At 59.9% G+C, this 25,673-nt stretch carries 15 protein-coding genes and 5 pseudogenes; 14 read left to right on the top strand and 6 right to left on the bottom strand.

All coding sequences use genetic code 11. The annotated features are described in order from the left end of the window. Window positions 1-3: 3 nt before the first annotated feature. The 9 genes from MMAR10_RS14300 (at window position 4) to MMAR10_RS14260 (ending at window position 10,992) form a co-directional block, all read left to right on the top strand. Window positions 4-555 carry a hypothetical protein gene (locus MMAR10_RS14300; RefSeq protein WP_150099800.1) on the top strand — a complete coding sequence of 184 codons (552 nt, stop codon included), beginning with the start codon at window positions 4-6 and terminating at the stop codon, window positions 553-555. 182 nt (window positions 556-737) lie between these two features. After that, complete coding sequence (locus MMAR10_RS16970) at window positions 738-971, top strand: hypothetical protein (RefSeq protein WP_150099799.1); 234 nt, start codon at window positions 738-740, stop codon at window positions 969-971. 152 nt (window positions 972-1,123) lie between these two features. Beyond that, a complete protein-coding gene (gene gspD / locus MMAR10_RS14290; RefSeq protein ID WP_041637037.1) occupies window positions 1,124-3,109 on the top strand; it encodes a type II secretion system secretin GspD in 1,986 nt (661 codons plus the stop codon). A 110-nt stretch (window positions 3,110-3,219) separates the two neighbouring features. Continuing rightward, window positions 3,220-3,921, top strand: coding sequence for a type II secretion system protein GspK (locus MMAR10_RS14285; protein ID WP_150099798.1), 702 nt, complete (start codon window positions 3,220-3,222; stop codon window positions 3,919-3,921). After that, entirely contained in the window at window positions 3,921-7,043 is a 3,123-nt protein-coding gene (locus MMAR10_RS14280; RefSeq protein ID WP_011644695.1) for an FG-GAP-like repeat-containing protein, read from the top strand. The genes MMAR10_RS14285 and MMAR10_RS14280 overlap by 1 nt, the downstream gene beginning before the upstream one ends. Continuing rightward, window positions 7,043-8,254, top strand: coding sequence for a tetratricopeptide repeat protein (locus tag MMAR10_RS14275; protein WP_011644694.1), 1,212 nt, complete (start codon window positions 7,043-7,045; stop codon window positions 8,252-8,254). Before MMAR10_RS14280 ends, MMAR10_RS14275 begins: the two co-directional genes overlap by 1 nt. A gap of 11 nt (window positions 8,255-8,265) precedes the next feature. Further along, window positions 8,266-9,513, top strand: a complete 1,248-nt coding sequence (locus MMAR10_RS14270; RefSeq protein ID WP_011644693.1) for a tetratricopeptide repeat protein — start codon at window positions 8,266-8,268, stop codon at window positions 9,511-9,513. 93 nt (window positions 9,514-9,606) lie between these two features. Next, complete coding sequence (locus tag MMAR10_RS14265) at window positions 9,607-10,068, top strand: hypothetical protein (protein WP_150099796.1); 462 nt, start codon at window positions 9,607-9,609, stop codon at window positions 10,066-10,068. Window positions 10,069-10,092: 24 nt separating this feature from the next. Beyond that, window positions 10,093-10,992: a hypothetical protein gene (locus MMAR10_RS14260; RefSeq protein ID WP_011644691.1), complete on the top strand. Its 900-nt coding sequence runs from the start codon at window positions 10,093-10,095 to the stop codon at window positions 10,990-10,992. 157 nt (window positions 10,993-11,149) lie between these two features. Here the strand turns inward: MMAR10_RS14260 and MMAR10_RS16795 are convergent, their stop codons facing one another. After that, window positions 11,150-13,447, bottom strand: coding sequence for a capsular polysaccharide synthesis protein (locus MMAR10_RS16795; protein ID WP_011644690.1), 2,298 nt, complete (start codon window positions 13,445-13,447; stop codon window positions 11,150-11,152). Window positions 13,448-13,670: 223 nt separating this feature from the next. On the opposite strand from MMAR10_RS16795, the pseudogene MMAR10_RS14240 reads away from it, so the two are divergent. Beyond that, window positions 13,671-14,820: pseudogene (locus tag MMAR10_RS14240) on the top strand (IS3 family transposase). Between the two features lie 26 nt (window positions 14,821-14,846). Here the strand turns inward: MMAR10_RS14240 and MMAR10_RS17350 are convergent. Together MMAR10_RS17350 and galE are read right to left on the bottom strand one after the other, a co-directional pair. Continuing rightward, window positions 14,847-14,993: pseudogene (locus MMAR10_RS17350) on the bottom strand (IS6 family transposase); the annotation flags it as partial. Window positions 14,994-15,050: 57 nt separating this feature from the next. Next, window positions 15,051-16,043 (bottom strand): UDP-glucose 4-epimerase GalE, encoded by a 993-nt coding sequence (gene galE, locus MMAR10_RS14230; protein WP_011644688.1) that lies wholly within the window; start codon window positions 16,041-16,043, stop codon window positions 15,051-15,053. A 270-nt stretch (window positions 16,044-16,313) separates the two neighbouring features. Between galE and MMAR10_RS14225 the strand changes: the two genes are divergently transcribed. From MMAR10_RS14225 to MMAR10_RS17345, 3 genes and pseudogenes are all read left to right on the top strand, one after another. Then, window positions 16,314-16,580 carry a transposase gene (locus MMAR10_RS14225; protein ID WP_011644687.1) on the top strand — a complete coding sequence of 89 codons (267 nt, stop codon included), beginning with the start codon at window positions 16,314-16,316 and terminating at the stop codon, window positions 16,578-16,580. Window positions 16,581-16,899: 319 nt separating this feature from the next. Next, window positions 16,900-17,157 (top strand): IS3 family transposase, encoded by a 258-nt coding sequence (locus MMAR10_RS16495; protein WP_049755763.1) that lies wholly within the window; start codon window positions 16,900-16,902, stop codon window positions 17,155-17,157. Between the two features lie 45 nt (window positions 17,158-17,202). Further along, window positions 17,203-17,310 (top strand): annotated as a pseudogene (locus tag MMAR10_RS17345) (integrase core domain-containing protein); the annotation flags it as partial. Between the two features lie 98 nt (window positions 17,311-17,408). On the opposite strand, the pseudogene MMAR10_RS14215 reads toward MMAR10_RS17345, so the two are convergent. From MMAR10_RS14215 to MMAR10_RS14200, 3 genes and pseudogenes are all read right to left on the bottom strand, one after another. Beyond that, a pseudogene (locus MMAR10_RS14215) lies at window positions 17,409-18,511 on the bottom strand (IS3 family transposase). Between the two features lie 152 nt (window positions 18,512-18,663). After that, on the bottom strand, window positions 18,664-22,677 hold the full coding sequence (locus MMAR10_RS14205) for a hypothetical protein (protein WP_011644685.1): 4,014 nt from the start codon (window positions 22,675-22,677) through the stop codon (window positions 18,664-18,666). Beyond that, entirely contained in the window at window positions 22,674-25,352 is a 2,679-nt protein-coding gene (locus MMAR10_RS14200) for a hypothetical protein (RefSeq protein ID WP_041637033.1), read from the bottom strand. The genes MMAR10_RS14205 and MMAR10_RS14200 overlap by 4 nt, the downstream gene beginning before the upstream one ends. Between MMAR10_RS14200 and MMAR10_RS14195 the strand changes: the two are divergent. After that, window positions 25,324-25,524: pseudogene (locus MMAR10_RS14195) on the top strand (hypothetical protein); the annotation flags it as partial. The gene MMAR10_RS14200 and the pseudogene MMAR10_RS14195 overlap by 29 nt on opposite strands. Window positions 25,525-25,673: the final 149 nt, after the last annotated feature.

Below are 25,673 nucleotides of genomic sequence, written 5' to 3'. Positions count from 1 at the left end.
ATCTTGCTGACCGTTCCCCGTCCCTGGTCGAGTCTGTTGGCCTGGATTCTGGTGGTTCTTCCTGTGGTCTTGCTTGTGGTGTTCGTGTGGGTTTCGCTACAACAAGCGATAACCGGCTGGGCGCGACGCGAGACATTGCGAGCGGAGGTTGCCCAGTTGACCGAGGGTTTGGCCGAAGCGGATGCCGCTGGCACGCGTTGGATGCGGGCGCGTCAATTGTCGGCCGAGACTTTGGTCGAGTTGGCGGACGCGGCGCGCGCGCGTGAGGCGTTCAGCGAGCGCTTCGGCTCATTTCTGTCCGAGCTTGAAGCGGCCGGTGTAGCGACCGATCAGGCTAGTGGTGTGGGCGAAAGCGTTGTGACGGAGCGGGTCGGTGAGCTGCATGCTGTCTGGGTGGGAGTGGCGCCCATCGAGACCGTGCTCACAATTCTTGAAGCCCCTCAATTTCGGCCACTTCGTGTCGCCGAAATGAGCCTTGTCGCGACCGGAGTGCCCGGCGATGTCGAAATCATTCTCGAATTTCGTCAGCCCTATCTCATCAGAGCGACGCGATGAGTTTGGGCTCAAATATGATCTCGGGCGCTGCGACGCTCTTGCTGGTATCGGGCGCGCTTTGGGCCAGCGCCTGGCCTCTGCAGCCGGTGGTTCGACCTGATGCTTCGCGAGTAGAGGAGGTTGGGGAAGGCCCGCGCGCTGATGGTTGGCGTGCGATGGTATCACAGGCGCTGCAGCCCCGCATGGCACCAGCACAGCGGGCGGTCGCTCCGGAGCGACCGCTGGCGCGGTATGAACTGGTCGGGGTCGTAGAGGCGGATTCCGGCGGCTGGGGTCTGTTTCGCGGCAATGGCGGACTCGTCACAATCCCGCTGGGAAGAAGCCTCGAAAGCTATACACTGGTATCGCTGACGCCGCAGACGGCGATCTTCGAGCGCGACGACGACCGCGTGACGCTGTCGCGCGCTCAACGATAGTGCAGATTGTTTTGCTAGAGCTGCACTCTTTGTAGCGCTAGGGTCACCGCCAACTTGATCGGCGAGGGGATGGGTTCGTGTCACAGCGTTTTGTTTTAACCAGCTTGGTGTGCGGAGGGCTTTTGCTCACGCTGCAGGCGTGCGCGCAACTCATGCCGGATGCCGCTGGCGTGCACGCAGGACGATTCCCTGCCACGACCCTCCCGGCCGATGACTCTGTCGCGGCTGCGACGGGCACCGATGCGCCGGGTGCGCAGCCTCCGGCGTCCACGGTGGATGCGCAGGCTCCGATCGAACAGGAGCGCTTGGTTTATTTTGATGCGCGTGACGGGTCTCGGCTCAGCCAGTCACCCAACCGCGCGGATCTCGACAGCCGGACCTTGCGCCTGAACTTCGTTGATGTGCCGGTCGCTGACGTCGTTCGGACCATTGTCGGCGACGCGCTGGGCCAGACAGTGATGGTGGCCGACGGGGTCACCGGCCGTATTTCGCTGACATCTGCCGAGCCGGCGCCTGCCCGTGCCGCACTCGCGGCGCTTGAGACGGTGCTGGGTGAATCCAATCTCGTCCTTGCCGAGCGCGCAGAGGGCTACCTGCTGACCCGGCTGGATATGGCGCGTCCGGGGCTGACCGGACTGTCGTCGGAGCTGGGCTATGGCGGCCGCGTTGTGCCGGTCACTCACACGACACCGAGCGCGATTGTGTCCCTGATTGACCCCTTCCTGTCGGACCGGGTCGAGGTCGTGCCGCATGATGCGCTGGGAGTACTGGTGCTGGCTGGACCAGGGCCGGATGTCGATGGCGCCCGGAGAGCGGCCATTCTCTTTGATCGCCCCTTCCTGACCGATCGCGTCTTTGGCATGTTCGAGCTGCGCTATGTCTCGGCCGAAACGGCGAAGAGTGAAGTCGATACGGTGCTGTCCGGAACCGGCATGTCGATTGATGCCATCCAGACCATTGCCATGCCGCGCCTCAACATGCTGCTGGTGACCGCACGCGACCGCAGCCAGTTCGAGCAGGCGCAGGTCTGGATCGAGCGGCTGGACCGACCATCAGCAGGTTCCGAGCGGCGATTGCGCTATTATGTGGTTCGCAACACACCCGCCTCTACATTGGCCACGCAGATCACAGCCGCTTTTGCCGGTGGCCAGACCGGGGCCGGGCAATTGATCGAGCCGCGCTTTCAGGGTGATGACGCACACGGGGAGCCCAGTGCCCCGGGTGAGGAACAGAGTCGGCTCACTATCATCCCGGACGAGCTCAATAACGCCTTGATCATCCGGGCGACGGATCAGGAATATCGCGAGATCCTTGACCTCGTTCAGCGCATGGATGTCATGCCGCCGCAGGTTCTCATCGAAGCGACAATTGCCGAAGTTCGTCTTGAAGATGGCCTCGATTTCGGTGTTCGTTGGTATTTCGAGAACGCCGGATCGAACGAGACATCAAGCCTGCAATTCTCCGATTCCAACACGGGTTCCACAGCTCCCGTCTTCCCGGGCTTCAATTATGCCTTCTCCGGCACCGACCTGACGGCGACGCTCAGCGCGCTGCGGTCGATCACGGATGTGACGGTGCTTTCGGCGCCTTCCATCATGGTCCAGAACAATCAGACGGCTCACCTGCAGGTCGGTGATGAAGTGCCAATCGTGACCCAGACCGCGACCTCCGTAACCGAGAGCAATGCGCCAATCGTGTCGTCCGTCGAGTTGCGGGAAACCGGGGTGATCTTGCAAGTCACCCCGCGTATCAATGCCAGTGGCATGGTGGTGCTCGAGGTCAATCAGGAAGTCTCGAGTGTGCGTCCGACAACAACGTCGGGAATCGACTCGCCGACAATCCAGAAGCTCGAGTTCACCAGTACTGTCTCGGTGCGGAGCTCGAATACGATCGCCCTGGGCGGGCTGATCCGGGAAACAACCTCGGACAATGAATCGCGCACGCCCCTACTCGGAGACATCCCAGGCGTGGGCAATCTATTCCGGAACCGAGCTATGACCAGTCAGCGCAGCGAGCTGGTCATTTTCCTTACACCTCGCATCATCTGGACCGATGATGATGTCGGGAGCGCCCTCACGCATGTGCGCCGCCAGTTTGAAGCCCTGGAGGCCCGACAGCCCGGCCTCTTCGACAATTGATACTGGATTCAATCGCCGGTGAACCGCCCGTTCGCGAGCGCGGTTCGGCCCTGATTTTTGTACTGTGGCTCTCGCTTTTTCTGGCAGCGGTCTTGCTCTCGATCACGGCGATGACACACACACGCCTGCGTCTCGCAGCGGTCGAGCGCGACAGTCTTGAGCGAGAGGCTGCGTTGCGCTCTGCGCTGGATGTTGTTGCCTATGACGTTGCCCAGATCGGCCGTAGCTATGTCGCGGCATTGCCGGTTGAGGTCCTGATCGGAGAATACTTGGTGTCGGTTGAGGCCGGGCCCGGTCAACGACTGACCGATCTGAACATGGCCAATGACGAGCAGTTGACGGCTCTGTTCGTTCGGCTGGGCGAAAGCCAGGTCGCAGCGGAAACGATCGCCGACCGCATTCTGGACTGGCGTGACACAGATGATGATGAGCGCGCGCGAGGTGCTGAACGTGCAGCGTACGCGGCCCGCCCGGACGATGCGCCGCAAAATCGTGCCTTCGCCTCGGTCGAGGAACTGCGACATGTGCTCGGTCTGACACCGCGGCAATTCGCCTGTGCAGCAACCCATCTGACCGTATTGGGGGGCACCTCGGCACCAGCGCGGGACTCCGCTCGCTTCGGGCCGGACACGCGGATTGACGGCATGCGGATCTCGCTGCGGGCCTCAATTGAGGTCAGAGCCGGGCACCGACACGAATTGGTTGGCCTCGCCGAGTTTGAAACCTCCTCAGAGCGCCCTTTCCTTTGGGTTGCGTTTGGCGAGGATAGGCTCCAGAACCTCAATTGTCCGTCGGGGGAGGGAATCTGGTGATGGTGTCCGGACTGGTCCGGTTGGATCAATGGAAACGCCTCGTGTTTGCCGCGGTCGTCATGGTGGTACTTGCGACTTTCTTCTGGACGACCTCGCGCTACCCGTCGCTCGACGAAAAGGCTATGATGGGCGGAGCCATCCAGCTTGAAGACCCGCTGGCGTTCGAGGCCCTGATTGGGCTGGATCCGGCAGCGCCGGTGCTTGAACGCATTGGCGTTTCAACGGTCAACTGGATCAATACGAACAAGAAGGGCATGACGTTCGGCTGGCTGTTCGGCGCCGCCTTCCTCACTCTGTTGGGCTATTTCCAGCGACGAAATTTCAAGGGACGATTTGCCAACTCGTTTTACGGAATGGTCATCGGGGCTCCATTGGGCGTGTGCGTGAACTGCGCCGCGCCGATCGCCCGAGGTTTGTTCCAGGGAGGGTCGCGGGCCGAGACAACGCTCTCGGCGATGATCGCATCGCCGACGCTGAACGTGGTGGTTCTGACCATGGCGTTCTCGCTTCTGCCATTTTACATTGCGGTCACCAAACTCGTGTTGAGTCTCGCCGTCATTTTGGTGGCTGTGCCGCTGATCTGCCGTGTCCTGCCGGAAGAGCGCCTCCTGCATTCTGTGAAACCTGTAACGGCGCCACAAGCGCCGGACCTGCCCGCGCCCGAGCGCGAGAACCTGACAGCGTCTCTGACGGGGTTTATTGCCGATTTCGCACGGAATTTCTGGTTCATTCTTCGCATGACCGCGCCGCTCATGCTGCTCGCCGGCTTCCTCGGTGCAATTGCCGGCACTCTTCTGCCCGCCGACCTGATTAATGGCCGTGAATTTGGTCCACTCAGCGCCTTGGGCGCGGGTGTGGTGGGCACTTTCCTGCCAGTGCCGATCGGCTTTGACGTGGTCGTATCCGGTGCTCTGCTCAATGGCGGAGTCGGTCATGGTTTTATCATGACGCTCGTATTCACGCTCGGCAGTTTCAGCGTCTATTCCTTCATGATTGTCGCGACGTCAGTCGGCTGGCGGGCTGCGGGCCTCCTTGCAGCGACCATTTGTGTCCTGGGTGTCGGGAGTGGCGTGGCCATCGACGCCTATCATGACTACCAGACACGACGCGCCATCGAATTGCTGACCGGCGGGGATGAGGTCGTGGATTCGGCACCCGGTACCTTTCACTCGGCGGTGAGTCTCCCCGTCCATGATTCGACTGGAATGTCGGCGCTTCAGATGGCGACGGATCTTGATGTCGAGCTAGAGCGTTTGCCCTACGCCGAGAATGCCGCGTATGGCGATGAGCCGTTTACACGCATGGAAGCCTGGCAGCTGGGTATCGACCATCCCGTCGAGTTCTCGATGGCGGACATGTGGCCGCCCTTCTGGGAAGGGCGAAGCGTTGCGTCCGGTGATATCGATCGTGACGGCGATATCGACCTAGTTTTCGCGTCGAACCGCGTGGGGCTTTATATCTACCGCAATGATGGCGCCGGGGGCTTCTCCGGTGGTGCAGTGGATGACCCGGGCCTTCGGTCTCTTCCCATCTTCAATGCGGCTTTGATGGACGCCGACAATGACGGTTTCCTCGATCTGTTCCTGACGACATTTCGGGATGGCAATTTCCTTTTACCGAATGAAGGCGGGCAGTTCGCCGCCGACCGATTGAGTCCGGTTGCGAACCGGGATGACGCCATTTTGACCCTGGCGGTCAGTTTTGCCGATGTGGACCGGGATGGAGACCTTGATGTCGCGCTCGGAAACTGGGCGGCCGGCTGGTACCGTCGTATTCCGGGCGAGGAATCGCGAAATCGTGTCGTCCTGAATGATGAAGGGGTCCTGAGCGGGGAGGAGTTCCGCGATCTCCCAGGCATTCCCGGTGAGACACTGTCTATCCTGTTCTCCGACCTGGATTCGGACGGTTTGGTTGATCTCCTGGTCGGGAATGATTTTGAGGTGCCGGACTATGCCTATTTCGGAGGTGGTGACGGTCAATTCACCGCCGTGACCTATCAGGACGGGCTGATCCCGATGACAACAAATACGACCATGTCAGTCTCTTCCCTTGATCTGCGGAATACTGGCCAGATGGCGCTGTATTTCGCACAGATCGCGGGGCGGGCGGATGGTGTGTCGGACAGGCTTAGAATGCAGCCCATCGAGCAATATTGCGATGGCATAGAGCGGGATTTGGATCGCGAGATTTGCCAACGCAATATGGCGATCAAGGTCTGGTACAGGTCGGGCAACAGCCTGGATCCGAGCAACGCGCGGCGTTGTTCCGGTTTCGAGGAGCCGTACCGGTCCGAGTGTCGCGGCATGATGCTGAAGGATCTGGCCATCCAGAACAATGATGCCGAAATGTGTGCGCTTATCCCGGTTGGCGAGGCCACGATCCGGGCGCTTTGCGACGTCCATTTCCTGCCGTCTCGAGCCATGACCGCTCGTGAACAGGATGAGGCCTTGCCGCAGATCATGTCACGGAATGTCCTGCTGGAGCCGGGAGATCGGGGCGTTTACCTAGAGACTGCGCAGGCCATGCATGTCGAGGTCGGCGGCTGGAGTTGGGATGTCTCACACGGTGACTTCGACAATGATGGCTGGCAGGACATGTATATCGTCAACGGAACCTGGGTTCCAAACGAGGTGACGCCCTCGAACATCTTTCTGCGCAACCAGGCTGGTGAGCGGTTTGAAGAAGTCACGGAGGCGTATGGGCTCGGTGATTTCGCCATAACCGCGGCCGCGACTCTGGCCGATATCGACAATGATGGTGATCTCGATGTGATTGCAGTGCCTGTGAATTCACCTGTCACCGCTTTCCTGAATAATTCTGACCGCTCGGCTATCAGCTTCCGGCTGGTCGATGAGCGCGGGAATCGCGACGGGATCGGGGCGCGGGTGGAAGTCCGCCATGCGGGCTTCGGTACCGGTCTGCAAACCCGCGAGATTCAGTTGGGCGGTGGCTTCATGTCGTTTGACGCCCCGGTCGCACATTTTGGACTGGGTGATCTGGACCAGATCGACAGTGTTTCCATCCGTTGGGCAGATGGATCGGTAACACAAATCAATGAGCCGTTAGAGGCGGGGGCGACTTATCGCGTTCACCGTCGCAGGCATGGCAGGGGTGTAGAGTGATGCGAACGAGAATTCTGCTTGGCGCCGGCGCTGCGGTCCTAGCCGCCGTCATCGGCTTCGCGATGTATCAATGGTCGTCGCAATCCGGCCTTTCCGAGGCTCAAATGGCCGCGCGCATGGAGGAGGCCGAGGCCGCATTTGCCCGCACCGACTACGCGGAAGTTGCTGAAATTCTAACAGAATTGTCGGAGGCTGGTTTGCCTTTGGCGCAATATCGTCTGGGCCTGATGTACCGCGAAGGTCGCGGCGTGGAGATCAATCCGGATCGCGCGATCTCGCTGCTTGAAGGCGCCGTTGCGCAAGAATGGCCCGCGGCTGAGGAGGCGCTGGTCGCCCTGTATCTTGAGCGCGCCGAAGCTGCATCCGAACCGCCAGAGGAAATTGTCTGGCTCGAGCGGGCGGCGCGTCGCGGCGATATCGGTGCGTCCGCGGTGATGGGTTCATACTATTTTTCCGGTACCGGCGTTGAGCGCGATATTGCCAGGGGTGTTCGTTTGCTCACTGAAGCCGCCGAGGCGGGTGATGTCCGTGCCCAGTCCAATCTTGGCTATGCCTATTCGACGGGGACGGGTGTCGCGCAAGACGATGCGCGTGCACTGAATTGGTACCGGATGGCGGCAGAGGCCGGCATGGTTCGCGCGCAGGCTGCGGTCGGTCTGTTTTACGAGACGGGCCGCGGTACTGAGCCGAACATAGCCGAGGCTGTGCGTTGGTATTTGAACGTGGTCGGAGAAGGTGTGCCCGGCATAAGCGCCCGTCTCGGTGCGCTGGTCGCCTCCGGTGAAATCGGGGCCGAGCAGTATCCGAACGCGCAGACCTGGGTGCTGGAGGCGGCGCGTGCCGGTGACAGCGCGTCCCTGCTCTGGACCGAGGAACGTGCCGAAGCAGGTGATGCGGCGGCGCTGAACGCCTTGGCGGTCATGTACGAGGCGGGCGAAGGCGTTCCGCAGCATGATGTCCGCGCGCTTGATTACTTCCGTCGGGCGGCAGATGCTGGCTCACCGTCTGCCCAGCTGGCCATGGCGCGTCGGTTTGCGGCCGGTCAGGGTGTGACTCAGGATTATATGCGGGCTCATGTCTGGGCCAATCTGGCAGCCGCCAGGGGCGCCTCCGAGGCGGCTCGCGAGCGTGATGTGTTCGCCCGTTTCCTGACGCCGGAGCAATTGGCCGAGGCGCAAAACCGAGCGGCTGACTGGCAGCCGTCGCAATAGGTCGGGCCGATATGCTCTTTCGCACACACAGGAATTGGATCGTCGCGCTTGGTTTCGTCCTCGGCCTCCCGTCGTCGGCGGCAACTCAATCGGGCGATACGATCGAGATCTTGCTAGAGCGCGGCGAGTATGCCAGTGCCCTTCGCCAAGCCGAGGTGCAATCGGCGAACGGAGATGCCGAGGCGGGTTCATGGCTGGCCCACATGCATCGGCAGGGACTGGGCGTCCCCCAGGACCTCCTCCGGGCGGTCGAGCTTGATCAGGCCGCCGCGGCATCGGGCGTTGCGCGGTCACAGAATGCGCTCGGCCATTCTTTCGTCTTGGGCTTGGGTGTCGCACCTGATCCTGGTGTTGGCCTGGACTGGTTGCATCGGGCTGCGCAGGCTGGTGATGCGCAATATGAATTCGACTACGCCCAGGCCCTGTCGTCGGACCTGACAGGGTCGCCGGATTTCGTCGAGGCGGCCAATTGGTATCGGCGTGCGGCGGAGCAGGGCCTTATCGAGGCCCAGACCAATCTCGGTATTCTGTACATGACAGGTGACGGGGTGCCGCAGGATTTCGACAGGGCCCGCACCCTGTTCATCGCCAGCGCGGAAGCGGGCGATGCGCAGGCCCAAAATAATCTCGGCCTCCTCTATGTCCGCGGTGACGGCGTGACGCGGGACTATGATGCGGCCTTTCAATGGTTCCGTCTGGCAGCCGATCAGGATTTGCCACAAGCATTGCGCAATTTGTCCGTTCTCTATGAGAGTGGCCAGGGCGCGCCCGTGGATGAGACACAAGCGCGCCAACTTCTTGACAGGGCGAGAATTCTTGAAGGGGCCGGGCTGGATCAACTGCTCTCGCTCATTGGCTTTCCGCTTGATCGACGACTGCGCGAGCCCGAATGGGCGGCGCCGCCGGACCGGAATGACCTGACGGCAGCAGAAGGTGGCGACGCGGTTGCCCTGTATCTCCAGGGGCATCGCCTCATGCGAGGTGGTGGCGTGCGTCAGGACTTGCAGGCTGCGCGATCCCTGTTCGAGGCGGCGGCGGGGCAAGGCTTCGGTAGCGCGGACTTCAGTCTCTGTTTGCTTCATGCCAACGGGTGGGGCGTGCCCCAGAATTACCGGTCCGCCTATGTACGGTGTAGCCTTGCAGCCTATCGCGGGTATCCTGATGCGGACCTCGTTCGCGACAACCTTGCGCTTCAGATGACCGGTGATCAGGTCGACGACGCCCGGCAAGAGGTGACTCGCCGATTGTCGTCTGACTGAATCAAGCGCGTCACGACGCTGCGCCAGGGAAATCGCGTATAACGATTGTGTGTGCTCGCCGAGCAGTATATCATCTACACCATGAGATTGTTTATGCGCCTAGAACGCTTAGTCCAAACCGTGACGATCCTCAGCCTGCTCCTCGTGGTGCCGGCGAGTGGAGCGATTGGACAGGCGCGGTCTGCAGCCGCGGATGCCGGCTTGTCGGCGCGCTATGCTGGAAGTCGCATCTATTTTGATGCCGACCCGACTTATTTTAACATTACCGTCTCCGTGAGCGGTCCGAACGGTTATCATGGCCAGGTTTTTTCGGAGCGCCGCGCTCCGAGTTTCCGCCTTGCGGATTTTGGCGAAGTTGCCGATGGGCTCTATCATTTCGAAATGACGGCGGCCACGCAGACCTACGCAGCCGAACCATCCAGCCGCGAACAGGCTGGCTATAACGGGCGCGAGCCGACCGCCCAGCGTCCGCGAGAAGGCGTAAGTTTTACAGGTAGTTTCCGCGTCGAGAACGGCCAAGTTCTGGTCTTTGATGACGCTGATCAAGAGACGTAAACCAGGCACCGGGGGCCTTAAACAATGAAGCATCTTCTTTCCGCAACGAGTGCAGCGGCCGTGTCGATGGCGCTTATGGCGATTGTGCCAAGCCCGTCCGATGCCGATATCGTGCATCTTGATGATGTCATCATTGATTTTAGTCTCTGCGTTGGCACTGACTGCGTCAACGGTGAAAGCTTTGGCTTTGATACCGTCCGATTGAAGGAAAACAATCTTCGCCTTCATTTCGATGACACCAGTAGTTCTGCCAGCTTTCCAAGCAATGACTGGCGTATCACGATCAATGATAGTTCGAACGGCGGCGATGCCTACTTCAGTATCGATGACGCCACTGCTGGACGGCAGGTATTCCGGGTAAATGCGGGTGCGCCGGCAAACTCGCTTTTCGTCGATTCACAGGGCGATGTCGGAATCGGCGTGGCAAATGCTTCGACGGATATCCATGTCCGCAGTGGAAACACACCGACCCTGCGCCTCGAGCAGGACGGGTCCAGTGGGTTCACAGCGCAAACCTTCGATATCGCTGCGAACGAAGCGAACTTCTTTGTTCGGGATGTAACAAATGGGAGTTCGCTTCCGTTTCGCATTCAGCCTGGTGCGGATGAGAACGCCCTCTTTGTAGAGTCAACCGGGCACATTGGTTTGGGCACATCTAACCCACTTGGCCGCTTTCACATTAAGGGTTCAGGTAGTGAGCGCCAAATGATGATCTTAGAACAAACCGACGCCGGTACGATCTGGACGTTGTCCAATTTCGAAACCGGTGCGAGTGAAGGTGCGGGAAACTTCGGGATCAATCGAGTAGGCGGTGGTGTGTTGTTCAAGCTTGATCAGACCGGAAATGTTTTCTTTCCGACGCTCGCCAATTGCACCAATGGCATTCAAACAGATTCAAGCGGGCAATTGAGCTGCATGCCGTAGGGTCGTCCAAATTTGGTGCCCGAGGTGACTGATAGACATTGGGGCGTTTCTGAACGGTCTGCAATGGCGCGTGCCGCGGTTTTGTATTTCTTCTTGTCCGATGTGCGTCGTTATACTTCACGTGCTGACCGAACATATTCCCACGCCTTGCGCCAGCTCAAAAACTAAGACGTTGAAGATGGAATATCGACTGAGTGAAATCGTCCGTAGAGTTGAATTCTAGTTTGTCGGTTAGAGTGAAGCCTTGGGAATAAAACAGCGCTAAGAATTCAACCTCGGTGAAGTCTGTTGCCCAGCCGCGGCGCCGGCGTGTATGAATGGCATCACCGGCGCGAAGGCGGCAGCAGTATGATGCAATAATGTTGGAAGTACTGTTGCCGATTTTGGTCGACACGCTGAGCGGGTTGGCCAAGTATTCAAATACACCTAGGAAAACAACGTAATCGAAAACCCGATCCGGAAATTCATCTTTGTCGACATCAAGCGTTAGCGCATCAGGCGACAGAGGTGACAAGTCCGATCCCAAATAGTCGCATCGATCCGAAACGAGATCCGCAAACGCACCGGCCCCCATACCAATCTCAAATACACTTTTCCCCGATGGAAGGAACTTGCTGGCTTGATCGGCGCGCAAATTCCAATTGGCGTGGTATTGGCTCGCATGACCCCACTTCTCAGTGTCGGAGTAGAATTTGGACAAAGACTCAGTCGTCGCCTTTCGACGCTCCTGCCAAACGTTGGTGTGCGGCACGGGTAAGGAGGAGCTGGGAGCTATAGGACCTATGGAGTTGGCGGAGTTGTTCCACCTTTTTTTGAGGTTCAAAAAGGCATCAACCAACTCTAGTTTCTGTTTGCTCGTATCCACGACTTGACCGCGCCAGTCAATTTCATCGACCCGATCAAAGGTGTGCACCCGGATCATGCGAGAGAGGGAGCTAAATCGTTCTGCATCAGACTTGTGTGCCGCTTCGTTGTTGTTTGGATACAATACGATGACCGGTATGCCCATCGCGATAGCGGGTAAGGCGCAGTGAAGTAGGGTCGTGATAATCAGCTTGCCGCGCTGGCGATACATGTGAAGAAGTTCATATGTCTCCGCCATATTTTCTTCGTGGCTAGTTGTCTCGCTATAGTGATTTATGAACCTTGTGGGTCCGAGATGACGCGGAACGATGTCCAGGAGGCGTTCGTCCCGAGAAACGACAAAGATTTCTGTTTGTTGACCCGGCTCGGGGAGGCGCCTAGAAAAGCTTAGTGACAAGCAGTTTGATACAAAGCATTCGACTCCCCTATCTGAAAGTAATTTTTGGGTAAAACGGTCCCGGCACCCGATTGGCTCATGAGCCTTATAGTATTCAATGGCTTCATCCGATAGAAGGTTGGGGCATTGGTGTGGACGGATATGAAAACCGAGAAAAACTGGTTTGAGTTTTCTGTTTGGCGGCCACTCGGTCGCATTGTGCTTGTGCCAACCATTGATCAAAATCGGGACGTCTTGGGCATCGTCACTAAGGCCAGGAGCCGACCCAATTTCATCATCTCTGTCGATCAAGTCTTCAATTACAAAGCCCGCTCTCTTCATGAAGCTTTGTCCGGCAATTAGCTGGACGTGATCGCCTCTGTTCATTGTTGAAAGACTGTATGATGCACAATTGACCTTAACTGCTGAAATGTCAGTTTGTGGGGGCCATGTTGAAAAATCAGGTGCGCATCGATCGAGCACGTGCGTCAAAATGGTTCCGGCTTTCAAGTGGCGAGGTTCGATGCGGTGTGTGAGCTTAAACAGTGGAATGGACCAGTCGATCTGGTTCGCGACTGATTCAGCGTCTTGGTCCAGCCCACCGAAATTGAACTGGACGGAATGTGGGCCGGCAGCGCTAAGTCTTGGAACCTTCTGCCAAGCTTGAAGGGCGAGTGCATCTTGTTCCAGCAATTCGTAGAACTGGTGGTGGAACCAGAAATAGTCATCTGAGCTCTCCCGGTTCTGCCAGTAGGCGTGCACACGCCCGGCCCACTTGCCAACAAGGCTATTTCCCGCCTCCGCAGCCAGAAACCAGCTGGACAAGGGCCTGTCACCCTGGGGGAATGGGGAGAGGCTGAATGCAAAAAAGCCAGTTCCGGAGACTTCCGGCAGCCAGTCATCTAGGGGAGCGTTGCACAGCGTCGTCGCGTCAGCCCAGACACCACCATATTCGTGGAGAAGCATGATGCGTATGATGTCGGACAAAGATGCTGCTTGGAGCGTTTGCGTTTGAAGGTCAACGAATTCTGTTACGTCAATGTAATGCGAAACAGTGTCAGCTGTTAAGAGTTTGAGCGTCCAAGTTGGATTGTTCACTTCCCAACTATGGATGCATCGCTGAACAACCGCGGGAGCATTTTCTCGACCCTGAAGCCATAGCATCCAAATGGTCTTGTTCATTTGAGGTCTCCTAGTCCGTGACACGGCAAACATTCTTGCAACAAATTGGCGCTCATCCCTAATGCGGATTTCGGGTGCAACGGCCCTTGTGGTCTAATTATCGTTTCTTAAGACGTTGTTCAGATGGCTGAGCCTTTTGGCTGACGGTTGCCGCGAGAGAGCATAGTGCGGTCGGTTGGTGTTGTACCAGGCGAGTGACCTGAGACCCATTTGGTCCCGCATTTGAAATGAGAGTCTGTCGTATGGGAGACAGACGATGCGTAAGAGCAAATTTTCCGAGGAACAGATCATCGCGATCCTGGCAGAACAGGAGCGTGGCATGGCGACGTCGGGGGTGTGTCGGCGTCACGGGGTCAGCTCGGCGACGTTTTACAAGTGGAAGGCCAAGTTCGGCGGTCTGGATGTGTCTTATGCCCGTCGGCTGAAGGTGCTTGAGACCGATAACGGGCGACTCAAGAAGCTGCTGGCTGACAGCATGCTGGCAACTCGGTCCTGAAAGACCTGCTGGGAAAGTCCTGACGACGCCCCAATTGAAGCGGGATGCGGCGCTCAAGGTGATCGAGACTTACGACATTTCACAGCGCCGCGCCTGTAAGTTGGTCAGCGTCGACCCGAAGACAGTTCGGCGAGAAGCGGTCACGGACAGTCAGGATATCCGAGCCCGCATGCGTGTGATTGCGGCGGCACGTCGCCGCTTCGGCTATCGACGGATCGGTCTGATGCTTGAACGTGAGGGCATCACGATGAACCACAAGAAGCTTCGCCGGCTCTGTAAGGAAGAAGGGCTGACGGTGAGGCGCAGGCGTGGCCGCAAACGGGCCACGGGAACACGCGAGCCTATGCCGGTGCCGGATGGTCCAACAAAGCGCTGGAGCCTCGACTTCGTGTCGGATATCTTCGGTTCAGCGCAGCGGTTCCGGATGCTGAACGTGACCGACGACTATACGCGGGAATGACTGGCTCTGGTGGCCGACACGTCGCTGTCGGGTGCCCGTGTGGCTCGCGAACTCGACCGCTGCATCCGCCTCTACGGCGAGCCTGAGACCATCGTGTCGGAAAACGGCACAGAACTGACAAGTCGTTCCATCCGCGAATGGCAGAGCCAGACCGGTATCGCCTGGCACTACATCGCACCGGGCAAGCCCCAGCAGAATGGCCTCGTTGAGTCATTCAATGGAAAGCTTCGCGACGAGTGTCTGAACGAGGAAGTGTTCGACAGCCTCGCCCATGCACGAAAGGTGCTGGCGCGATGGCGGCACGACTATAACCACCACCGGCCTCACTCATCCTTGGGCGGGCTGTCGCCCGCAGCGCGCCGGTCGCTCGAGCTGTCCGAGGGCTCCGCTCCCGGCGCGCTCGCCAACCTCAAAACCATGAACTATGAAAGCGTCAGACTCTCACAATAAACAAGGGAGCCAAGGGGCTCAGGTCACCGGTCCCAACAGAACCGGTACGTCTCGTGCGTGATGTCGATGCTTCGCTTACAGAGGAGATCTTCCACGTTCCGCAACGACAGCGGAAAGCGGACGTACATTATCACCGCCAGACGAATGATCTCTGGCGAAGTCTTGCAATACATGAACGGGTTACGCGTCGGCCGACGCTTCGAAATCTAGCGATCGCGCTCAACCTGCGTTTAATCTGACACGACCGTCGCTTGCCATCTGGCTTGGTGAAAATTCCAGGCCGTGCGTACGATTGTTTCTAAGTCCGAGCTTACCGGCTGGAAGCCCAGAAGGTCCCGGGACAACGTCACATCCGCGACGAGCCGCGGCGGATCGCCGGGCCGGCGGTCATGGAGCTCGTACGGTACGGGTCTGCCGGTCACAGCCTCAACGGCTTCGAGCACGTCGCGCACCGAATGTCCTTGGCCCGTGCCAACATTGCAAGCAACTCCCCCCTTGTACCTGCCAAGGCGATCAAGCGCTGCTAGATGTGCCGCAGCCAGATCCATGACATGAATGTAGTCGCGGATGCATGTTCCGTCTGGCGTGTCATAGTCACCACCGAACACCTTCATGGTGCCGCCCAGGCCTGCGGCGGCCTTTAGGGCATTAGGGATCAGATGAGTTTCCGGCTTGTGCTCCTCACCGATCTCGCCGTCTGGGCTCGCGCCTGCGGCATTGAAATAGCGCAGCGCTGCGTAGCGCAAGCCCTCCGTCCGGCTGACATCAGCCAGCATGTGTTCAACTGCCAACTTGGTTCGCCCATAAACATTGACTGGTAACTGCAGCCTGTCTTCGGTGAGAGGAAACTGCTCAATCATGCCGTAGGTTGCGCAAGTAGAGGAAAAGACCAATCGGTCGCAGCCCGCGCGACGCATGGCCTGAAGCAGCGCGATCACACCGCCCACATTGTTGTCCCAAAAGGCCAGAGGCGCCTGCTCACCCTCTTCGACCTCAGTATTTGCAGCAAAGTGCATAACGGCGACAGGCGTATAGTCACCAAAAACTAAGTCGAGCGCCGCCGCATCACGGACATCGCCTTTGAAAAGCGGCCCCCACTGCACGGCATGAGCATTTCCGCGCGAGAGATTATCAAACACGATCGGCAAATCACCCCGAGCCGCGATTGCCTTGCAGACATGCGAGCCAATAAAGCCGGCCCCGCCGATTACCAGGATGTTCATGATCGCTACTTTCCTTGTTTGGCAAATGCTGCCAACCCCAAATGGGTAGAAACCTAGTTAGAAAATTCATAACCCGCATAACGCTACCCGCAAATTCTAGTGGAGCCTGTAAATAGGCTGCTGCCGGACCCAAAAAATTACACGACGCCCTCAATGCCGGCAGAGGTACACGGTTTTTTACTTGGAGGCTTCGCGTAATGGTAACTACTTGACCTGAGTCCCATATGGTCGCGCTATTGAATTGAGAGTCTGTCGGAACGGCGGCAGACGGTGCGCCAGAGCTGTTATTCGGAAGAACAGATTATCGGGATGCTCCGCGAGCACGAGGCGGGTGTCAAGACCAAGGAGCTATGCCGCAATTACGGCATCTCGGATGCGACGTTTTACAGGTACAAGGCCACGTTCGTTGGCATGATGGTGTCGGATCCGCAGCTGCTTCGGACGCCGGACGCCGAGAATGCCAAGCTGAAACGCCTGCTGGCCGAACAGATGCTGGACATTGCGGCGCTGAAGGATTTGGCTTCAAAAGACTTCTGACGCCCGATGCGAAGCGACGGGCCACGCGGCACCTTATGGAGGCGCACGGGCAGAGCGAGCGTAGGGAGTGCTGGTTAGTCCGGCTGGACCGGCCGACTTTCCTGTATCGCAAGCGCGACGTGGGCGATGAGGTGCCGCGCGAACGTCTACGTGACTTGACCGAGGAGCGGCGTCGCATCGGTTATCGCCGGCTGCGCATACTTCTGGCCCGGGAGGGGCTGAGTGCGAACCACAAGAAGCTCTACCCCATCTACCGCGAGGAGGGCCGAGGGTATGTTGCAGATGCGGCCGCGAGTGGCAGACTGGCCCAGGACGACCAATGGTGCTGCCGAGCGGTCCAAACCAGCGCTGGAGCCTGGATTTCGTCTGGGCTGTGCACACGGACGGACGCTGCCTACGCATGTTGTGCGTGGTCGATAACTTCACACGTGAAGCGCTGACGATTGTGGTGGACATCTCGCTCGCGGACGTGAGCGTCGTCCGCGACCTCGGCCGGATCATCGCCCGGCGCGGCAACCCTGCTTTGATCCTCTCGGATAAAGGTACCGGTCTGACGAGCCGCGCCATCCTGCGCTGACAGAAGGAACTCGGCGTCAAGGGGCAATAAAACGCTCCGGGCAAGCGCCAGCAGAACGGCTTCGTGGAAAAATTCACTGGCCGCCTCAGGGACGAGTGCTTGAGCGAGCGACTGTCCACATCCCTGAATAAGGCACGAAGTCTGACCCAGTGACCTAAGCCCTTTGGCTCCCTCGTTTATTTCGAGAGTCTGATGCTTTCTGCTCTGACACCCAAGTCTGGACCATTGCCGGTTAGAGTTTCGCGGCGTTTTCATGCTTGTGGACTGGCGACACCGGCGTGATTGATCAGCGTGACCGGGGGCTTGTTCCCGATGGCGCTGTGCGGTCTTACCGTATTGTAGTCTCCACGCCAACACTCCAGCTTTTCACGGGCATCGGGTAGGCTCATGAACCAGTTTGCCGACAGGCACTCGGCCCGCAGTCGGCCATTGAACGCCTCGATGAAGGCATTGTCGGTCGGCGCGCCGGGCCGTAAGAAGTCCAGCGTGACGCCGTTAGCATAGGCCCACAGGTGGAGATCCCGGGAGATGAACTCCGAGCCCTGATCCACACGGATCATCCTTGGATAACCCGTCTGGGCGCAGATGCATTCCAGGGTCACAACCACATCCTCACCGCGATAGCTGTAGCGGGCATCGATGGCCGGCACGTATCTCGACCAGGTATCGACCACCGTCTGGATGCGGAGCCTGCGCCCGGTCGCGAGCTGATCATGCACGAAGTCCATCGCCCAGATTTCCAGGGGTGAGACCGCCTACCGGCGATCGCGGATCAGCTTGGCCCTCACCTTGAGCTGCGGGTGTTTGTTGCGCACCTGAAGGCCCATCTCATTGTAAAGGCGACGATCCTTCTTTTGGTTCACGAACCAACCCTCCCGCCTGAGCATGACGTGAACGCGCCGATATCCGTACCGCACGCGGGTCCCGCAGATGTCCATGATGCGCTCTTTCAACGCGGCCTGGTCGGGTCGCCGAGGCCGGCAGTGGAAGGTCGACGTGTCGAGCAGCAGGTTTCTGCAGGCCCTGCGGGTCGACACGCCCGATTCACGAACCGCCTGTTTGACAAGCTCCCGCTTGCGACCAGGCCTTACAGCTTTCGTTTGAGAACGTCCTGCAGCATCTCTTTGTCCAAAGACAGATCGGCCACGATCCGTTTCAGCCGGGCGTTCTCGTCCTCCAGCTCCTTGAGGCGCCGCATTTCCGACGGCATCAGACCGCCATAACGCTTCTTCCAGTTGAAGAAAGTCGCTTGGCTGATCCCCGCCTTGCGGCAGATCTCCGCAACCGGAATCCCGGCTTCATCCTGCTTCAAATTGAATGCCTTCTGCGCGTCCGTGAACTTCGAGGCTCGCATCTTTCTGTCTCCGCTCAGCCCGCTTCCAGACCACCGGAAAACTCCAATCCAAAACGATCCAGTTTCCTGGGGGCAGAGCAGAACCCTCAAGACGGGTAGCGCGAACCTGGGTCACCAAGGCGAGATCTCCCCAAACTCCGCCGACCCCCTCATCAATCGAACGGCTCCACGAGAAGCTCGAAAGTGTGTCCGTTTTCGATAATCGCGTCCGGTTCGATCCCGTGGCGTTGGAGATAAACTCGCCAGTCGACATCGCTGCGAAAATACGCGCCCGGGCGACCCAGGAGGCTTTCTGCTGTCATGCGGGCATAGTTCGGCTTCGGGACGATGCGTGCACCCGTGACCCGGAAACCGGCTTGCGTGATGGCTGTCTCGGCGTATCGGTAGGAGTGCGTGTAGCGCAATAACTCGTCGATCGGGGTGTCGGGGTATGCGTTTCTCAGCCAATGCAGCTGGATCGCCGTCTGGCCATTGGTGATGTTGCTGAGGAACACACTTCGCAAGCGTGTGTCGCCGAATTCAACGCCCAATTGGGCAAAGGTGCGGGCATTCATGTAGAGCGAGACGGGAATCCCGGGGCGGGTTGCCGCTTCGCCGAGCAGGTTCCGGCGCGCCGTGCCGACCCAGGTCGGGGCGTCATCATACAACTCGGACATCTGCATGCCGATGCTCACCGTGGTGTCGTCTTCTCGGTAGAGGATCCGCTTGAAGCCCCCGACTTCCAGCTGACCGATATAGGCTTCCGAGACCGCTTCCCGGTTGCCGCCCGGATAGTCGAACACCCTGTCGACGAACCGGAACCCCAGCGGGTCGGGCGTACCCGGCGCCATATCATCGTAGAAGTCACTGCTGATCGGGGTCACGATGCGGCGTCGCTCGCGGTCGACCGCCTGTGCCAGGTCATCGAGCGTTGTCGCGTTGGGCGGTGCGCGCAGCAGGTCGCGAGCCACCGGATCATCCATCATCCGCGCGAAACGCTCCGGTGACTCAGCCGCCAGCCGGGCAATATCGGCGCGATGGCGCATGTCCGAGATGGCGGTGTAGGTCCGCGCGGGAATGGAGTCAGCCCAGCTGGGCCGCCCGAGGAAGCGCTCGCGCAGGCGCTCACCTAGCTCATAGGCAGTGCGTTCGGCACCGGTCAGGCCACGGCCACGCCCGAAGAATCCCGGGGTATTGAAGGACTGGTCAAGGCGCCGCGCCTCCTCAATCGCGGTGAGCACGTCCTGCTGAATGCTCCGCTCCAACCGGTCGAAGTCAGCGGGCGTCAGGTCGGCAGCAATCCTTTGATGACCGCGCTGAACCGATCGGGTCACACTGGTCAATCGCCAGGCGTCCACAAACGAGTCCGCTGCGCCGTAGGCTCCCAGAGCGGTTTTGGTCACGCCGGTGAACCACTGCATATTCGCTGCCTGGTTGGCGTAATCATACCGCCCGGCGCCCAGCACCGCCGTGGCGCCGCGCGCGAATGTGCGTTCTTCCTCAGCCTCCCAGATCGCAATCGACTCATTGGTTGCGGTCAGCCCGAGGTCTCCCACGTCAACGGCGAAGGCCAGCCAGGCCGCACTGACCGTGCCGAAGGCCGCTGCGCCCAGACCGCCACCGATCGCGGCGGCGAGGACCACTCTGTCGGTATCTGCGCGGGAAAAATCCTCCTGGGCCTGGATTGCGCGCGCGAGTGTGGTGTGTCCTCGCACATAGGACCGGGCGACCCGATCCGGCTCCCAGCCGAACCCATCCGGCGACGGTCGCATAAGGCGCGGCATGATCTGCCGCTCGACTGCGCCGAATCCAAAGGCAGTCATTTCGAGCAAGCCTTCGACGTCGCAGGCATCAGTCTCTTCGGCGGTGCGCCGTGATGCTGCAATCGCGGCACGATAAGCCTGCCCGGCTTCGCGCGTGGCAGACCGGCGCCAGTCCGCCAGTCCCGCATCGTCAAGGCCATAAGCCGCCTTCAGGGACGGGTCGTCACTGAAGGTCCGATAAAATTCCACCATCTCGCCGTCGGGCGCCCGGACATCAAAATCGCCAATAGGCTGGCCGGGCTCGAAGACGATCTGATCAATTTGACGACGCAATCCGTCCAGCGCGTCGCCCGTCAGGCGGGCATCGCTCCAGGCGCTTTCCTGCTCTGTCATCAGGTCAATAAAGACGTCGCGCAAGAGAAGCATCGCGGCGTGATCACCCGCCGAAACTCCCACCGAGAACCAGGTTGGCCGGTATACGTCTGCGATGGTGTATCCGGTCAAGCGGCGGCTGAGCGCGCCAAGTGTATCGGTGGGATTCAGAAGGATGAGGTTGGAGAATTCCTCGACCTCGACCTGGCTCAACCGGTTGAGACGGTCGGCCGTGCTGAGATCCGGATTATCGCTGACAGAGGCGAGGTCGATTTCGATTTCCGCGCACTGATAGGCGTCAAACAACGCCCGTCCCCAAGTCAGATTGGGTTCGCCATGGTCGCCATTCCGGGCATTCGCCACTTGCGCGATCGAGGTCGCGACGATCGCGCCGGCGATCTGTGGCCTCGGTTCATAGACGCCAGGATCGGCAACGATGGCGCGCAGTGTATCGCCTTCGCTGACCTCTATCGGCCATCCCTCAGCTCGGCTCGGCTCTCCGCGAGGGTGCAGCCGCAAGGGGACTGTCCGGTAGACGATAACCTCGCGCTCGTCGCCTGTTACCGGATCGTACCGGCGGGTTGTTTCGCGACGCGCAGGTATCCGGCGGACCTGGCGCGTGGCGTCATCGGCGGTCGTCGCTCCGACGGACCGGGAGTCGAACAAAACCGGTTCCGCGCCGCGAAACACCACAACATCCACACTCTCGACCTTCAGATCGCGATCCGGAGATAACTCGACCACCATGGTTTCCGGAGCGAGCAGGACGTCGGTTGCTTCGGTCTCCCGATCATTGAGGCGACGGGCAAAATCGATCCGCCCGGAAAAATCGCCGAAACGGAGCACCCAACTTCCCTCGGCACCGTTGAGTTCCAGCGTTTTCCGACCTGGCAGGGTCTCGTCCGTAATATCCGCCCGGACCAGAATGGCGTCCATGTCCTGAAGCCGGCGATAGGTCTCCGGGTCGACTTCGGAGCGCAGACGGTCGTAGCCGACCTCAGCCCGTCGCGCGAAATCGGAGGCAAACTGGTATTGCTTCATCTCCAGCGCGTAGCTCACATCGCCATCGCCGGACCCCAGATCAACCGGCTCACCTAACCCGATGGGGAGATCCGTGCCAATGACGAGCAAGGTGCGGTGGCTGATCGGATCCACTGCATCGCCGCTGAAATTGCCGTCTGGATGCGGCCGCCGCACGACGCCGTACTCCAGGCGCTGCATCTGACGCGAAAGGGGCACGACGACATGAATGCGCGGCTCAAGGCGGCTCCAGGTTTCCCGGCCGGAAAAGACAATCTGACCAGTGTCATCGTCCGCATAGGACAGGTCGCCCTGACGCCCCGAATACGTCTGACCGCCATAGCGCGGCGCGTTCCAGCGCTGGGTCCACTGTCCATTCAAAGACACCGGGTCGATGGCGAATTCCAACTCGATGACACGTTGTGTCATCCGCACCGGGCGTTGCACATTCAGCGCAAATGGCTCACCGCCAGCCGAGAAGCTCACGGTAGCTGCCTGGCTTTCTATCACCTCTCCGATGGCATTGCGTCGTTGTTCGCCTGCTCCTGGCCACTCCCCCTCGAGCCGCAGTTGCAGAACGCCGAGATTCCTCTCGAACCGGGTTGACCGCAATGTGTAGGTTTCGCCAGAGTGCGGATGGATTAGACGGACGACAGCGCTTTGTTCTGCCTCGTCAATAATTGCGCGGCCGGTCACCTCACCGAGCGCGAAATCCTGGGTCGAAACGCGCCAGACTCCATCAACCGAGACCGAGGCCGGGTCGAAGCTGGTCGCCCGGAACTCCGGCAAACGCTCGGGTGCGGCCGCTTCTTCGGAACCCAGGGCTCGATCGCGCAAACCCGCGATTTCGCGCGTCTCGGCCTGCTGGGCTGCCGCGTCGTCCTGCGACACCGGATATCCGGACAACAGGAATTGGCTGACCGCTACCGTGACTGCGATCAGGGCACCGCCCCCGCCAACCGCACCGGCGGTGCGGTTGGTCAGGCGCCGTGCCTTGAGGTCACCCAGAAGGCTTGACCAGAAACCACTCATGGCCCGTCCTCCGGCTGGATCGTCAGGATTTCGCTTCGATAAAGACCGGGGTCCTCAGTGCGCTCGACCAGAATTCGCGGGCCGTTGTCGACCTCGATCTCGTAGGTTTCCTGACCCGGAGGGTCCTCAAATCGTGCCTCGATGAGGAAGGGATACCCGGGAAAGACCCTGTCCACCGGCTCGTAGACGTCGTCATCGGGCGTCTCCGGGTCACCGCCTATCCAGACAACGGCCTGTAATTCTGGCGTGCGACCAGGCGGGTTTGGCCCGCAATCCGCCGCACTCGGCATCCATATGTAAGGCGCCAGGTGATCGGTTTGCGTTGACCTTCGTGATATGCCCGGTTCAGGTGGATAGAGTGCCGCGGGCCGTCCGAAATAGATTGACGGATCGTGCGTATCAACGAGTGCACCCTCCCATCGGACCAAGCCATAGCGGTCGATCAACTCAACATGACGCCAGCCGTATTGCGTCCCGGCTTCGGCCAGGAAAACGTCCGTATTGCCGGTGTTCTGAAACGGCTCACCCAATGGGACCTCAACATCAAAGCCGGCCGTCGTCGGATTGTCGCGGAACGTGTTGGCGCCCGTTCGTCGAGGCCGAATGGCACCGGTGCCTGGGTCGGCATCGAAGACGATAACTGCGTCCAGCTCCAACTGCCCCGGCGCATCACCCTCCCACATCAGGCGAGCGCGAACATCCTGCCCGTCCTGCTCGATCACAGACTGCACATCCAGGGGCGGGGCGGTGACCAGAAATTCGACCGTCGCGACAGTTTGTGCGTCGGCAAAATGCGTGTCTCGACCGGCCGGCGAGGCGCTCGCTGTACCCCGCATCAGGGCCAGCTGGTACCGGCCGGGCGGCATATTGAGGGCAATCTCGGCCGTTTCACCGTCCTCTGACCAACCAATCCAGGGGATGGTTTCATAGGCCGCGTCTTCCGGCGGCCCCGCGTAAACCTCGCGCGCAACACCGGCACGCGCGTCATCGGCTATCTCCTGCAGGACGGCCGCGTAATCTGCGCTTTCCAGGACGGACCGCGGCACCGAGGGAGCATTGAGGGGGTGATAGGGTTGGCCCGTCACCATGGCGTAACTGTCAGGCGTCGCATTCCCGATCAGGGGCGAAAACGCGCTGTAGGCGACCTGCTGCGGCGCCATCGGCGTGCAGCCATAGGCGAAAACCTGATTGCGCCTCAGAGAGATCCACAGGGTCTCTCCCTGCAGCTCAACACCTTCACGAGGCTGCAGGCGCAAACGCGCCATGTCGCTCACCGCATAGTCCTCCCGGTCGAGCATTAACTCGATATCGCCCTCGACCAGGATCTGACGATCAGCGGGCGGACTTCGCCATGGCTCGACTTCGCCCTCCAGCACGAATTCCTGCTGGGCCAAGATCAGCTGATCATCCGTGTCAGTCTCATCATAGGCATCATCGATCAGGACGAGCCGCGCCTCATACCGGCCTGGCATCATGTCCAAAAGGACGACTTCGTGGCGGTAAGATTCGTCGGGCTCAAACAGGTCCGCGGCACAATCGGGCCATCCCCGGCAGGCAGCGATCGGCTGGCGATACCCAACCATTTGCCGTGTTCCACCGTCGCCGATCCGCAGTACCTGTACCGCCAACCCGATAGGCAGCGGGCTGCGCGCGACCTCCGGCGGCAGGACGAGTGTGATATCGGGCCTGTCCGCGACCGGGTAAGCGTCGGTGCCATCAGGCGGATCGGACAATTCGAAGACGTCGCCGAGGGGCGCCAGTTCCACGCTGAGCGCGGCGCGGTCGATGATCCTGTCGTCCGCCCCGATCAGGCGAAATTCATACTGCCCGAGCGGCAGAAAGCGTGACGGGCCGGGTACGAAGGTGAACGTATCCGGCAGAGCCCCGCCGGGCTGCGAGGCTCGGCGAGCTCTCAGGTCCCGAACATTGGACAAGGCCGGACGGAAGTAGTCATTGGCGTAGTTCTCGTCTTGGATGAGCCGGGCGCTCGCCTCTATCCCGCCGCCTGGATACAGCCGGGCCACGCGGGCCAGCTCGACACGAAGCGCACCATAATCCGTCAGTAATCCGGGAACGTCGTCCACGCGAAAAATGAGTGCCTGCCAGGGGCGAAGCACCGTACCGTCGGGAAAGGCCAGGGCGCCAGGACGTTCCTCGATCAGGCGTTCCACCCAGAACTGCCCGCTCGCAACGGAATTGAGTCCCGGGTCGGGCATCACCGTCATGTCGACGCGCAGATAGCTCGAAACACGGTCGGGATTGTAAAACGTCGTTGTATCGAGCGTGCACCCGCCCCCCGAGGCGCGGGGAACGCCGCTGGCGCAAAGCGCCGGTTCGGGTGAGGGGGTCACCAGAAAAACGTCATAGGAATCCTGCAGGGGATCGTTCGGCGTTGCGTAGGTGATGCTGACCTGCTCGCCAAACCGGTAAATCGGCTTGTCGGACGTTATCGATCCACCCTGGCTGGACGTATCCTGGGCAGAAGCGGCTGGTGTGGCGAGCAGCAGCACGACTGTTGCGCCGAAGAGACGAACCCTCGTGGTGCACGCGGCGAACACAAAGGTCATTTCATCCCCCGGACCAGCCTGCAACGCATGGTTTCCTACGCCGCTGCGTTTGGCAAGGCAGAGTTCGATCGCAGCAATGATAGCAGCAATGATCGGGGCATCGGTCATCCTCGGCGATCCGATCTTCCAGGGACCGGCCATTTCGCTCCTGTTCGGACTGGCCTCCTCAATCCTGCTGACGATTCGGGCTATTCCGGCGATCTACGTGATCTACAAGGATGGGGGCGCGGCGCACGTGCCCGACACAGAGTCACTCACCCAAGAAGGAAATGCGTCATGACACGAGGACGCGCCGTCATGCTGTTTGGCGGATCCAACGTGACCCTGTCCGCCATTCTCGCCTGGCAGGTGGGCTCCTGGTAGCTCTGGCTCACCGGGTTTGTCGGTCTCAATCTGATTTAGACCAGTTTCACCGGTTTCTGCTCGGCT

Source organism: Maricaulis maris MCS10 (assembly GCF_000014745.1).
Taxonomy (GTDB): Bacteria; Pseudomonadota; Alphaproteobacteria; order Caulobacterales; family Maricaulaceae; genus Maricaulis; species Maricaulis maris_A.
The sequence above is the reverse complement of the archived record's forward strand: the minus strand, read 5'-3'. Positions and strand labels throughout refer to the sequence as shown.

What these genes read in the sequence shown, in the direction of transcription:
- MMAR10_RS16495 (WP_049755763.1), top strand. Translation starts at nt 16,900, where the DNA reads ATGGTGCTGCCGAGCGGTCCAAACCAGCGCTGGAGCCTGGATTTCGTC.
- MMAR10_RS14285 (WP_150099798.1), top strand. Translation starts at nt 3,220, where the DNA reads ATGACACACACACGCCTGCGTCTCGCAGCGGTCGAGCGCGACAGTCTT.
- MMAR10_RS16970 (WP_150099799.1), top strand. Translation starts at nt 738, where the DNA reads ATGGCACCAGCACAGCGGGCGGTCGCTCCGGAGCGACCGCTGGCGCGG.
- MMAR10_RS14265 (WP_150099796.1), top strand. Translation starts at nt 9,607, where the DNA reads ATGCGCCTAGAACGCTTAGTCCAAACCGTGACGATCCTCAGCCTGCTC.
- MMAR10_RS14270 (WP_011644693.1), top strand. Translation starts at nt 8,266, where the DNA reads ATGCTCTTTCGCACACACAGGAATTGGATCGTCGCGCTTGGTTTCGTC.
- MMAR10_RS14205 (WP_011644685.1), bottom strand. Translation starts at nt 22,677, where the DNA reads ATGAGTGGTTTCTGGTCAAGCCTTCTGGGTGACCTCAAGGCACGGCGC.
- MMAR10_RS14260 (WP_011644691.1), top strand. Translation starts at nt 10,093, where the DNA reads ATGAAGCATCTTCTTTCCGCAACGAGTGCAGCGGCCGTGTCGATGGCG.
- MMAR10_RS14280 (WP_011644695.1), top strand. Translation starts at nt 3,921, where the DNA reads ATGGTGTCCGGACTGGTCCGGTTGGATCAATGGAAACGCCTCGTGTTT.
- MMAR10_RS14200 (WP_041637033.1), bottom strand. Translation starts at nt 25,352, where the DNA reads ATGACCGATGCCCCGATCATTGCTGCTATCATTGCTGCGATCGAACTC.
- galE (WP_011644688.1), bottom strand. Translation starts at nt 16,043, where the DNA reads ATGAACATCCTGGTAATCGGCGGGGCCGGCTTTATTGGCTCGCATGTC.
- gspD (WP_041637037.1), top strand. Translation starts at nt 1,124, where the DNA reads ATGCCGGATGCCGCTGGCGTGCACGCAGGACGATTCCCTGCCACGACC.
- MMAR10_RS14275 (WP_011644694.1), top strand. Translation starts at nt 7,043, where the DNA reads ATGCGAACGAGAATTCTGCTTGGCGCCGGCGCTGCGGTCCTAGCCGCC.
- MMAR10_RS16795 (WP_011644690.1), bottom strand. Translation starts at nt 13,447, where the DNA reads ATGTTTGCCGTGTCACGGACTAGGAGACCTCAAATGAACAAGACCATT.